The following is an 11,649-nucleotide window of genomic DNA, read 5'->3' on the forward strand; positions in this document are numbered from 1 at the left end:
CGCCGGCGGGCCGCCACGGCCGCCGGTCGACGTCGTTCGTCCGAGGTGAGGTGGTCACATGCACCGGTACGCGCATACGTCACCGGGCCCTGCTCCGGCCACCCGCCCGCCACCGACTCGTCCGCCGCCCACCCGTCGATCGCGGGCCCGACGATGGCATCGTCGCCGGTGAGCGCCATGATCCGCGCCAGCCGCGGAGCGCGTCGCCGGCCGTACCGCAGCCGGCCGGCGAGGCGACACCTCGGGGCGACAGCGCCACCGGGTGCTCGTCAGCGGGCGCCGGCGAGGGCGAGCAGGGCCAGCATCGCGACCAGGCCGACGGACAGCCGCAAGCTCAGGTTCGGCTGCTCCGGACCGAGCAGCCAGCGGCGCAGGCGGGCGAGCGAACGCAGTCCGGTGAACGTGGGGATCACGGCACCCCTCCAGTCCGCGACCGGCACGGCCTCGTCCGCGAGGACCGAGCGTCGATGCCGGCCGCAGGTCGACCCAGACCGGGATTTGCTATGCGGCGCCGACGCGAATTGCCGGCCACCCAGCGGCCGGCGGTACTAGCGGCCGGAAGGGAGCCGCTGGGATCGGGGGCCGTACACATGAATTGGGGCAGACCCCCTCAGGATGGCGCACCGCGAAACGGCCGTCAATACCCCCTTTCGCGCGGTGACCAGGCCGGTCACCGCGCGCCGCCGGTGCGGGGTGCGCGGCGCGCGGCGGCCCTCAGACGACCCAGCCCCAGTGGCGCCGCTGGGCGTCGCCGGCTTACGCGGAGATGCGGTCGCGGTCGGCCTCGGGCAGCAGCGGCGAGCGGCCGTCGTACCGCTCGATCAGCTCGGGCCGGTTCGGCACCCGGTTCCCCTTCACCGCCGGCTTCAGGTACTTGCGCAGCGAGTAGAGGACGAGATCGGTGTCGCCGTGGCCGGAGCGCAAACCCTCAAGCTGGGTACGCCAGATGCAGTGCGGTCGTTCGGGTGGTCGCCGCCCCAACACGCGAACGCTTGTTGATCACGGAGAACTCCCCCTTTGGAGGAGCCGGAAAGGGCCTCTTCTCCATGATCAACGTCATGGTGTCTCTGGGTCCATACGGACCGTGACGCAGACTCGGTTCCAGGCGTTGATCGTCGTGATCACCATGACCAGCTGGGCCAGTCGTGCGTCGTCGTAGTGGGCGCTGGCCTGTGCCCAGACGTCGTCCGGCACCCGGGGCGCACCCTCGCTGAGCCGCGTCATCGACTCCGCCAGCGCGAACGCCGCCCGCTCGGCCGGGCTGAAGAACGGGCCCTCGTCCCAGGCCGCGACGGCGTAGACGCGAGCCGGGGTCTCGCCGCCCTTGACGGCGTCGTGGCTGTGCGAATCGACGCAGTAGGCGCAGCCGTTGACCTGGCTGACCCGCAGCTTCACCAGGTCGAGCAGGCCGGCCGGCAGGTCGCCCTTGTGGGCGCGACTGTCGAGGGCGATCAGTGCCTTGTAGGCCGCCGGTGCGAGGGCGGCGATGTCCATGCGCGTCATGTCGTCACCGTACGGCGCTACATTGGTCTCGCAGAAGTGACAATTCGTTTCTGATTGATTGGTCCAATGGAGTTCCACGTCAACCTCGACGGCCCGGGTGACCTCGCCACGCGCATCTACCGGTCCCTGCGCGACGGCGTCCGCGACGGCCGGCTGCGTCCCGGCGACCGGATGCCGCCGACGCGCGAGCTGGCCCGGACGCTGAACGTCTCGCGCGGCACGGTGGCGACGGCGTACGAGCGGCTGACGGCGGAGGGCTTCCTCGTCGGCCGAGTCGGCGCGGGGACATTCGTCGCGGCGACGGCCGTGGGCGCGTCGTCGTCGCCGCCGGCCGCGGGCGCGTTGCGGCCACGGGCCGGGTGGGACCGCGCGCCGTCGTCGCCGTCGGCGTTGCCGGCCGCGCGGTACGACTTCCAAGTCGGCGTCCCGGACGTCCGGCTGTTCCCGTACGACACCTGGCGGCGGCTGGTCGCGGCCGAGTGGCGGCCCCGTCGCGGCGCCGGCCGCGACCGCGAGCCCGCCGGCTACGCCGACCCGGCCGGACATCCCGGCCTGCGGGCGGCCGTCGCCCGGTACGTCGGCTACGCCCGGTCGGTGCGGGCCGGCGCCGAGGACGTCGTCGTCACCAACGGAGCCCAGCAGGCCCTCGATCTCCTCGCGCGCGTGCTGCTCGCGCCGGGCGACGTCGTCGCCGTCGAGGAGCCCGGGTATCCGCCGGCACGGGAGGTGTTCGCGGCGCACGGCGCGCCGGTCGTCGGGGTGCCGGTCGACGGCGACGGGCTGGTGGTGTCGCGGCTGCCGCGGGCGGCGCGGCTGGTGTACGTGACGCCGTCGCACCAGTTCCCGCTCGGCGTAGCGATGTCGCTGCATCGCCGGCTCGAGCTGCTGGCTTGGGCCGACGCGCACGATGCCGCCGTCGTCGAGGACGACTACGACAGCGAGTACCGGTTCGCCGACCGCCCGCTGGAGCCGCTGCACACGCTCGACGACGGCGGGCGGGTCGTCTACGTGGGGACGTTCTCGAAGACGCTGCTGCCCGGGCTGCGGCTCGGCTTCGTCGTCGTGCCGCCGTCATTGCGCGAAGCCGTCCGGGCCGCCCGCCGGGTGGCCGACGTCCACGGTCCCGTGGCGACGGAGGCGGCGCTGGCCCGGTTCATGGACGAGGGCCTGCTGGCGCGGCACATCCGGCGGACGGCGAAGGTGTACGCGCAGCGGCGCTCGGCTGTGCTGGCCGGGCTGGCCGGCGAGCTGGCGCCGTACCTGGAGACGGTGCCGTCGGCGGCCGGGCTGCACGTGTGCGCGCTGCTGCGTCCGGGCGCCGACGGCGGCGCCGGCGGAGCGGCGACGGCACAGGCAGTGGCCGGACGGGCGCGGGCGGCCGGTGTCGCCGTCGAGACCCTCGCCGGCTACCAGACCGAGCCGGGCGGGCCGGCCGGGCTGGTGCTCGGGTACGGCGCGATCGAGGCGGCCGACGTGCCGGCCGGGCTGGCGGCGCTCGCGGCGGCGTTCCGGACGGTCACGCCGCGCTGAACCCGCCGCCGGCCAGCACCGGGACGACGTCGCTACGGTCCCGCTCGGCCGCGATGGCGACGTCGTCGGGGAAGCCGTACGCGATCAGCTCGCGACCCGACGCGCAGTCGCGGAGCGTGGCCGCGAGATCCCCGGCGGCGTCGACGGCCGCGCAGGCGGCGATCGCCTCGGGGGACGGGTGCGCGCCACCGAGGGCCGCGACGATCGCCCCGGCGCCGAGCAGATCCTCCAACGCCGGCCGCAAGCTGCCGTCCGGCCAGCGCTCGCCCGCCGGGACCATCGCGACCGGCCGGTCCGCGGTGCCGCAGCCGGACTCCGTCAGCCACCGCCCGACGGCCGCGGCGTTGCGCAGGCAGCCTGCGACGACGGCGACGGCGGGGTCGTCGCGCGCCGCGGCGGCGATGGCCGACCCGTTCGGCGACGGCAGCACCAGCCGCGGCGTGAACGGAGCTGCCCGCAGCGCCGCCGGCGACAGCGACCACGGCGACTCCGCGCTCGCAGCCGTCCGCCCGACGGCCAGCCGGGCGCCGACGCTGTCGGCATGGGCCGCGGCCGTCTCGTCGCGCCAGGCGTACGGAAACACCGTCGTGCCGGCGTCGGCCGCCACCGACACCGCCGTCGTGAACGACAGCACGTCGACCACGACCAGGCAGGCGACGTGCGGAGCGAGCCGCCGCGCGCCGGCCGGGCCCCACTCGAGCCGCACGCCGTAGCCGTCCTGATCCCATGCGCTCACCCACCCGATTCTCGCCGACGTTGTCGGTGGCGGGTGGTGGGGTTGGTCCATGGCGGACATCAAGGCGGAGCTGCTCCGCAAACTGCAGGAGGCGCGCGACGGGCTGCTGTCCAGGCTCGACGGGCTGGGGGAGTACGACCTGCGCCGGCCGCTGACGCCCACCGGCACCAACCTGCTCGGGCTTGTCAAGCACTTGGCAGGCGGCGAGTACGTGTATCTCGGCACGTCGTTCGGCCGGCCGCCGCCCGAGACGCTGTCCTGGGAGGAGGACGGCTCGGTGTGGGAGGGCGCCGACATGTGGGCGACGCCCGATCAGTCGACTGAGTACATCGTCGGGCTGTACCGGCGGGCGTGCGCGCACGGCGACCGGACCGTGTCGGAGCTCGACCTGGACGCGCCTGGCCGGGTGCCGCACTGGCCGGCCGAGCGGGCCGACACCACACTTGGTGTGCTGCTCATTCGCATGCTCGCCGAGACCGCCCGGCACGCCGGCCACGCCGACATCGTCCGCGAGCTCATCGACGGCCGGGCCGGCCCCGACCACGACGACTTCGGCGACGCGGAGGTGTGGCGCGCCTACCTGGCCCGTATCCAGGCGGCGGCGGACGCGTTCGCACCGACGGCCTGAGCCGGCCCGGTGCGGCCGGTGCCGCTCAGGTCAGCGCGTCGTACGGCGCGACGGCGACCACGTCGCGCACCGCGTCGGCGAGCCCGGCGTCGAGGGTGACGAAGGCGTCGGCCTGCAGCTGCGTGAGAGCGACGTACTCGGCGTCGTACGTGTCGGGCCAGCCGAGCTGGGCGGCGATCCGCCACGCGACGGCCTGGAGCACGCGGTCGCCGAGCAGCCGCATTCGCAGCGAGCGCACATGGTCGAGCCGGCCGTCGGCCTCCTGCTTCGTCAGCTCGCCGCGCCGGACGGCCTGGTAGAGCTGGGTCAGCAGCTGCGAGCGGAGCAGCGTCGGCGCGACGAGCTGGTGCTGGGCGTCGACGACGGTCCGCTCCGCGGCGAGCCGGAACGCCACGTCCGCCCCAATGACGTACCTGGTCACGGCGTCAGAGTACGCGGCCTCACGTAGAGGCGTACGCGGCTGCGCGTAGCGGAGGTCGGTCCGCTGGACGGACGCGTCGCCGGGCGCGGCCGCGAAGACTGCCGCCATGTCGATGCGCACGCTCACCCAGGCCCTCGTCTCCGCCGCCGTCGTGGCCGGCACACTCGTCGCGTCCGCTGCCGCCGCGGCGCCGCCCGACCCGGGCCTCGTCCGGGTCGACTCCGGCTGGCTGCGCGGCAGCGTCGCCGGCGACCACGTCACCTACTCCGGCATCCCGTACGCCGCGCCGCCGGTCGGCAAGCGGCGATGGCGGCCGCCGGCACGGCCGCAGCCCTGGCCGGGCGTCCGCGACGCCACAGCGCCGAGCCCGTTCTGTCCCCAGGGCGGCGGCCCTGGAGTGATCGTCGGCCAGGAGGACTGCCTGTACCTCGACGTCACCGTGCCGCGCGGCGCCGAGCGCGGCGAGCGGCTGCCGGTGCTGGTGTGGCTGCACGGCGGCGGCTTCAGCGTCGGCGGCGCCCGCGAGTACGACGGTGCCCGGCTCGCGACCGCGGGGGACGTCGTCGTCGTGACGGTCAACTACCGGCTCGGCGCGCTCGGCTTCCTGTCCGCGCCGTCGCTCGACGTCGCCGGCGGCAACTACGGACTGATGGACCAGGCGGCCGCGCTGCGGTGGGTCCGCCGCAACGCGGCCCGGTTCGGCGGCGACCCGAGCAACGTCACGCTCGCCGGCCAGTCGGCGGGCGCCCGCTCAGTATGCGCCCAGCTCGCCTCTCCCGAGACACGCGGCCTGTTCCACCGGGCGATCATGCAGAGCGGCGCCTGCGACAACCCCGTGCCGACCCTGGCCGAAGCGCAGGCGTTCGGCGAGCGGGCGACGGCGGAACTCGGTTGCGCCGACGCCGCGGACGTGGCGGGCTGCCTGCGGGACCTCCCCGCGGCCCGGGTGGTCGACGCGCTCGCGGGTGTCGGCCGGGAGGTCACCGCCCGGGTCGCGGACCGGCCGTGGAACCCCGTCGCCGGGACGCCGCCGCTGCCGCGCCAGCCGGGTGGCGCTCTGAGCGACGGGTCGGCCGCTCGGGTCCCGCTGCTGATCGGCACCACTCGCGACGAGATGCGCGCCTTCATCGCCGGCGAGGCGGTGACGGCGGACGGCTACCGCACGGTGCTCGCCGAGACCTTCGGCGCTGACGCTCCGGCGGTGCTGGCTGAATACCCGGCCGGCGCGTACGAGACCCCGGCGGTCGCGCTGGCGACGGTTCTCGGCGACTGGGGCGGCTTCGTCGGCGTCTGCCCCGTTCTGAGCAGCGCCGACGCTGCGGCCGTCCACCAGCCGGTCTACGCCTACGAGTTCGCGGAGGACAGCGGCGTGGTCGAGCAGGATTTCCCGATGGGTGCCTTCCACGGCCTTGACCTGCCCTACCTCTGGGACCTGCACGCGTCGTGGGACCCGTACCCGCCGCTCACCCCGGCGCAGGAGCGATTGTCGGCGACGATGGTGGGCTTCTGGACGGCGTTCGCCCGCACCGGCGACCCGAACGGCCCCGGCCGGCCGCACTGGCCGGAGTTCGGTGCATCCCGGACGGTGCTCGGTCTGTCGGCCGGCGGCATCGGCCCGACGCCGTCCGCCGCGGAGCACCATTGCGACCTGTGGTCGGCACTGCCGCGATGAGTTTGCCGGGCGTCCGAAGTCGGTACCACCCGAGATGACACGCAGAGGAGGCCCACGATGGGCAAGGTCTTCAGTCACATGACGATGTCGCTGGACGGCTACATCGCCGAACCCGACGACGGCATCGGCGAGCTGTTCGAGTGGTACGGCGCCGGCGATGTGTCCCTGCCGAGCGCGAACGAGGGCATCTCGTTCCAGGTCGACGAGGCGAGCGCCGAGATGTTGCGCGAGCTCATCGACGACACCGGCGCACTGATCTCCGGGCGGCACCTGTTCGACATCACCGACGGCTGGGGCGACCGGCACCCGGTCGGCGCGCCCGTCGTGGTGGTGACGCATCGGCCGCCGGAGAACGCGGCCGAGAAGTGGCCCACCACGACCTTCGTCGACGGCGTCGAGGCGGCGGTCGAGCGGGCGAAGCGGATCGCCGGCGACACGAACGTCACGATCGCCAGCGCGAACATCACCCAGCAGGCGCTCGCGCTCGGCCTGCTCGACGAGGTGTGCGTCAGCCTGGTGCCGGTGCTGTTCGGGGAGGGGATCCCGTACTTCTCGACGCTCGAGGGCGGGCACCAGCTACTCGAGGACCCGGTCGTCGTCCAGGGCCGGCGCGCCCTGCACCTGCGCTACCCCGTCCGCCGCTAGCTCCCCGCGCCGGGACGCTGACCAGGAACCGACTGGTTGGGCGGCGTTGGGCCGGGCGCGGAGCTCGTCCGGCCCGGCCCCTTCCGGATCGTCGGCGGCCTGGCTGACCGCCGTGGGCCGATCAGTTGGAGATGGTCACGGGGACCGTGATGTCCCCCTGTTCGATCTCACACACTGTCTCGGTGTCGCCGCTGCGGTCGACTGCTGTTCCGAGGACGGCGACAGGGCCGACACTGACACCACAGACGTTGGCCGCAACCTGTGCGGCGACGCCCACCGCGACATCTTCGAGGATCGTGACATCCCCGATGTTCACGTTCACCAGCCCGTCCTGTCGGACCTGAGCCGAGGCGGGAGCTGCGGCCCCAACCGCCAGCATGGCGCTCGCGATCACCGCGACGCCGACCTTCCGGATCGTGCCAGACATGGTCTCACCTCCGGGCGAGTTGAGGATTCCAATTACCCGCCACTACCCGTGCGATCGCGGCCCATTCGTACTGATTTGGGCGATATATCCCGACGACCTTGCCCACCATCGCCGATGCTCGGTCCCGACCGCGCACGCGAGACGACGACGACCGCGATGGATGACGCCGGGTTCTCGGCGCGGAAGATCGCTGACCAGCTGGCGTTCCGCGATGTGGTGGACGGCGAAACCATAGGCTGCCGGATGGCGTCTGTTGGCGCTCGCCAGGCCGCCGCCGAGCTGCTGCAGCTCGTGAACGTGGCACAACAGGCAATGTGGACACCGGAGCTGCTGGCCGACGTGCGCGAGCGCTACCTACCCGGAGCCACCGATGCCGAGATCATCGAACGGCTGACCCGGCTGGCCGAACGCGACAGCGGCTTGGAACTGCGCACGTCTGGTCGGCTGTTCCCCCAGGACGGCCAGGCGCTCACGGCTGCGGCCCATCGCGAGAAGGTCGAACGCGTCGCCGTCGCGCTGTCGAATGCCCGGGTGTCGATCACCGATCTTGAGTCCGTGGTCGGTGACCTACGCACGATCCACGCCGCGACGGGGACGACTCGTGAGGCTCGTGTCGATGGAGCGGGCTGACGCCAAAGCTCATTCTCGCGGCCCGGCATCGGGAGCTAGAGGGTCTAGCGCTCCGAGACTGCAGCATGGTTGAATTGCGACCATTGTCCCATCTCCGCTGGAGGAGTGTGCAAATGAGGAGCAGGGTCCGCATTTTACTGGCGGCAATTCTGACATCGGTGGTCACATTAGTTGCGTTTGCCGCGACCTCGCAGGCGTCCGGAAGCTGGCAAAGCTTCTCACGGAACAGCGGCTGGTGGTGTTCGGGATGGTCCCAGCACGCCACGTCACCGACTCTCCGATTTGCGGCGTGCCTAGTCTACTCTTCGGGCGGCGGATCGGCCCGCGCCGCGCTCATAGTGGAAAACACTGGACCCACGACTTGGATCACCCGGGGCGATGTGGCCCTTAGATGGGGTTCGCTCGAACACTATCTCGATACCAATACATGTGGCGGGACTTACCTTAGTCGAGGATATTCGACGGCATGCTTCACCGATTGGCACAACATCTGCAGCTTGGCTGACCTTTACAGCCTGGGAACCCTTTCGGCCGGGGCAAGCAGCCAATGGAGGCAAACTCCGGATATAGATCCGGTATTTTGCGTAGATTGATGACGTGTTCGCGCGTGCTGTCTGACCGCAACGGCTGACCCGTCCCCACTCTGGGCCATCCCCCTCATAATTGCCGCCTCAAGGCCGGAGTGGAGCTAGTCAAGGGTCGAGCTTGCTCGATCGCGTAGCGACGGCCGAAGGCCGCCCTTGACTCGCGGAGTGGAGGCCGGACAATCGCGGCATGAGGGGGACGGCCCGACCTCGCAGCTCGCGTGGACGGATCGACCGACGGGCACGCCGCCGCCGACGCCGTCCGATCTGTGCGAGCACGGCGACTCGTCCGGCTGATCCTTCGCCGGTCGTCGGATCACCAGGCCGGTGACAGGTGAGACACGCTCTCACTTCGTCACCGGCCTGGTCGCGTGTGCGCCGCCCGTACGGTGAGCCCGGAACGGCCGCTAGGCCGCACGCCCGGCGCAGCCGGGAGGGCGGCTGCGGCGAGCGCAGCGAGTCGCCATGACGGAGTAAAGAAAGTTCTCACGGGGATGCTGGTAGCGGTGACCCCGGCTGGCGGGTGCTGACTCGAGTTCTCACCGGCTGCGTGCCTTCAAGTTGGATCTGTCGCCCCGCTGGTTCGGGGTCACCGCCGACCTCGTGGCCGGCGGGTGACCTGATTAGGAGCCTGGGCTCGTCCCTCATCCCCGTGCTGTCCATCGCCTCGCTCACGCGGTCGATCCCCTGTCGGTGAGTGGAGAAGGGATGCGCATGGGCGAGGACGTCGTGGTCACGGTTGGGGTGGACACCCATACCGATGTGCACGTGGCTGCTGTGTTGGACCAGACCGGTCGGTTGCTGGGAACCCGAGACTTTTCGGCGACGACCCGCGGCTATGCCCGGCTGGCGACGTGGGTCGAGTCGTACGGGCAGGTGGGGCAGGTGGGCATGGAAGGTACTGGCCATTTCGGAGCCAACCTACTGCGGTTCCTCACCGAGTACGGCCTCACCGTGATCGAGGTCGACCGGCCAGACCGCTCGGCGCGCCGCCGCAACGGCAAATCCGATCCCCTCGACGCCGAGTCCGCTGCCCGTGCCGTGCTGTCAGGACGGGCCAGTGGGACTCCGAAGACTCGCGACGACCAGGTCGAGATGGTCCGAGCCCTTCGGGTGGCTGGCCGAGGTGCCATGAAAGCCCGGGTCCAGGCCGGCAACCCACCGAGGACTACGTCGCCCGCCGCATCGCCGAAGGCAAGACCAAGACCGAGATCCTTCGCTGCCTCAAGCGCTACATCGCCCGCGAGACCTACCCGCACCTACAGTCCCTCGGCGCAGCCAACCTCATCGGAACTCGTGAACGACCTCGATCTCGCCGATGATGTGGTCGTTGAACTCCTCCAACTGCTCAGCCGGCACCCACAGCTCCAGGATCGTCTGGCCGCCCGCCTGCCGAACCGGGTAGCGAGCAGCGAACCCGGCGTCGATAGCGAACCGCGTCACATAACCAGCTCCCGACGCCGGCACGTTCCAGTCCCTGGCAATCTTGATCGCGTACTCCTCGTTGAGCACTGGATAGAAGATCGGCTGATCAGGAAGACGCGGCGGCCACCGCCGCCAACCCGACGCCCTCACCAGCTCCAGCTCCTCCGGACCAGTCGGACGCCACAAGACCATCACCTGCTGCCCACCCACGAGCTCCGTCACCAGGCAAGTCTCGCAGACCCCACTCAACAGGTCTTGCGAAATATAGGAGCGTCCACGCGCCAGCGTCAGCCAGTATCCTGGCGCGGGTGATTCTTGACAGTGGTGTGTCGGCTGATCATTGACGCTAGTCGCCGCGCGCAAAGCGGCAGATGAGTGTGTTCCTATGCATGGACGGTGCCGGGGGCGGTTGCTGTGCCGCACGGGGGCGGGCATCCTTGAGGCCATAGCGGGGAACCCCTGCACGAACTGATCGGGGGCGTGCGACATGAGCGCCATTGCCCGCGGATTCGCAGCCGCCGCGGTCCCTGGGCTTGTCAGCGCTGGGATCACTAGGGCGCTGATGCGAGCGGTTGCGCTCGTCGCGAACACTGGGACGCGCTTCAGCGCCGGGGCGTTGATCCTGATCGCGGTTCTCTACATAGTCGCTCTTCTCCCGGGCTGCCTGGCTCTGGCTGCAAGTCGAGCGCGCTGGCCATGGGTGCTTTTCGGCGCCGGGGTGGCGTTCCTCGGATTCGAAGCGGTCGTCATCGGACTTCAGGAAACGGAGGCTGCTCACGACCTCACGCCAGCTCGGTGGGTCGTGCTCGTGCTGGTGCTCGTGGCCATGCTCCTCACCTATGCGGCCCAAGCAGTTGTCGCGGCCCGGTGGGCGCGCCGTGGACTCCCCGGATCCGCTTATGCCTCCGCCCGGCAGCGGACAAGTCGGTGACTCCCTTCCGTCCCCAACGCGGAGTGGGTGTCGCCCATCGGCACCGCTCTCCGACTTGGCAGGCCCAACGCGCCTGCAGCGTCCTCAATTCGGCAGATCCGTGTAGTGCCAACGGGGAGCGCCGGTACCGGGCGTGAGCGTCAAACATCAGCTGAGACAGATCCGTCAAGCATCAGGTGATTCAAGACAGCCAGCGTCAGCCAGCGTCACCGGGCCGGGCGGGGTGGGGAGACGCCGCGCGCCGTCCGCTGGCCGCTGCGGGAGCTGGCGCGACGCGTCTCGGTTGGCCGATGTGCGGCCCGCCGCGGCCGAGGCATTGGAGCGTGCACTTGGAGAGGCCGCCACGGAGGAAAACTGTGGGTAAAGTGTGGCCTCGCGCCTGGGGCGTGATAGCCATCTGGCCTGTTACCTTGGGGTTTGGCTCCCGCACCTGGACTCGAACCAGGAACCCTCTGATTAACAGTCAGATGCTCTGCCAATTGAGCTATGCGGGATCGGCGAACCGAACGTTCCGGCC

12 protein-coding genes, 1 tRNA gene and 1 pseudogene are annotated in these 11,649 nt (G+C 71.2%); 6 read left to right on the plus strand and 8 right to left on the minus strand.

What is annotated here, in order from left to right; all coding sequences use genetic code 11:
• Window positions 1-269: 269 nt before the first annotated feature.
• From E1262_RS30230 to E1262_RS08400, 3 genes are all read right to left on the minus strand, one after another.
• Window positions 270-413: a hypothetical protein gene (locus tag E1262_RS30230; protein ID WP_162605821.1), complete on the minus strand. Its 144-nt coding sequence runs from the start codon at window positions 411-413 to the stop codon at window positions 270-272.
• A gap of 343 nt (window positions 414-756) precedes the next feature.
• Entirely contained in the window at window positions 757-924 is a 168-nt protein-coding gene (locus E1262_RS08395) for a hypothetical protein (protein WP_203453684.1), read from the minus strand.
• Window positions 925-1,056: 132 nt separating this feature from the next.
• Window positions 1,057-1,503: a carboxymuconolactone decarboxylase family protein gene (locus E1262_RS08400; protein ID WP_132102685.1), complete on the minus strand. Its 447-nt coding sequence runs from the start codon at window positions 1,501-1,503 to the stop codon at window positions 1,057-1,059.
• Window positions 1,504-1,569: 66 nt separating this feature from the next.
• Here E1262_RS08400 and pdxR point away from each other — a divergent pair, with 66 nt between their 5' ends.
• Window positions 1,570-3,033, plus strand: a complete 1,464-nt coding sequence (gene pdxR / locus E1262_RS08405; RefSeq protein WP_132102686.1) for a MocR-like pyridoxine biosynthesis transcription factor PdxR — start codon at window positions 1,570-1,572, stop codon at window positions 3,031-3,033.
• On the opposite strand, the gene E1262_RS08410 is transcribed toward pdxR, so the two are convergent.
• Entirely contained in the window at window positions 3,020-3,769 is a 750-nt protein-coding gene (locus tag E1262_RS08410) for a 2-phosphosulfolactate phosphatase (protein ID WP_132102687.1), read from the minus strand. The genes pdxR and E1262_RS08410 overlap by 14 nt on opposite strands.
• A gap of 49 nt (window positions 3,770-3,818) precedes the next feature.
• Between E1262_RS08410 and E1262_RS08415 the strand changes: the two genes are divergently transcribed.
• Window positions 3,819-4,397 (plus strand): DinB family protein, encoded by a 579-nt coding sequence (locus E1262_RS08415; protein WP_132102688.1) that lies wholly within the window; start codon window positions 3,819-3,821, stop codon window positions 4,395-4,397.
• Window positions 4,398-4,422: 25 nt separating this feature from the next.
• Here the strand turns inward: E1262_RS08415 and E1262_RS08420 are convergent, their stop codons facing one another.
• Window positions 4,423-4,944 (minus strand): type II toxin-antitoxin system VapC family toxin, encoded by a 522-nt coding sequence (locus E1262_RS08420; protein WP_203453685.1) that lies wholly within the window; start codon window positions 4,942-4,944, stop codon window positions 4,423-4,425.
• Here E1262_RS08420 and E1262_RS08425 point away from each other — a divergent pair.
• Window positions 4,925-6,490 (plus strand): carboxylesterase/lipase family protein, encoded by a 1,566-nt coding sequence (locus E1262_RS08425; protein ID WP_203453686.1) that lies wholly within the window; start codon window positions 4,925-4,927, stop codon window positions 6,488-6,490. The genes E1262_RS08420 and E1262_RS08425 overlap by 20 nt on opposite strands.
• Before the next feature lie 57 nt (window positions 6,491-6,547).
• Window positions 6,548-7,135, plus strand: a complete 588-nt coding sequence (locus E1262_RS08430) for a dihydrofolate reductase family protein (RefSeq protein ID WP_132102689.1) — start codon at window positions 6,548-6,550, stop codon at window positions 7,133-7,135.
• Window positions 7,136-7,256: 121 nt separating this feature from the next.
• Here E1262_RS08430 and E1262_RS08435 read toward each other — a convergent pair whose 3' ends face one another.
• Complete coding sequence (locus E1262_RS08435) at window positions 7,257-7,562, minus strand: hypothetical protein (RefSeq protein WP_132102690.1); 306 nt, start codon at window positions 7,560-7,562, stop codon at window positions 7,257-7,259.
• Window positions 7,563-7,676: 114 nt separating this feature from the next.
• Here E1262_RS08435 and E1262_RS08440 point away from each other — a divergent pair, with 114 nt between their 5' ends.
• Window positions 7,677-8,192, plus strand: a complete 516-nt coding sequence (locus E1262_RS08440) for a hypothetical protein (protein ID WP_132102691.1) — start codon at window positions 7,677-7,679, stop codon at window positions 8,190-8,192.
• 1,298 nt (window positions 8,193-9,490) lie between these two features.
• Window positions 9,491-9,871, plus strand: a pseudogene (locus E1262_RS32020) (IS110 family transposase); the annotation flags it as partial.
• Between the two features lie 189 nt (window positions 9,872-10,060).
• Here the strand turns inward: E1262_RS32020 and E1262_RS31275 are convergent.
• The gene (locus E1262_RS31275) at window positions 10,061-10,393 is read right to left on the minus strand and encodes a hypothetical protein (RefSeq protein ID WP_132102796.1); all 333 of its coding nucleotides are present in this window, start codon (window positions 10,391-10,393) and stop codon (window positions 10,061-10,063) included.
• Window positions 10,394-11,550: 1,157 nt separating this feature from the next.
• Window positions 11,551-11,626 (minus strand) — tRNA-Asn (locus E1262_RS08455).
• Between the last annotated feature and the right edge of the window lie 23 nt (window positions 11,627-11,649).

The sequence above is a fragment of the Jiangella aurantiaca genome, from assembly GCF_004349105.1.
Lineage (GTDB): Bacteria > Actinomycetota > Actinomycetes > Jiangellales > Jiangellaceae > Jiangella > Jiangella aurantiaca.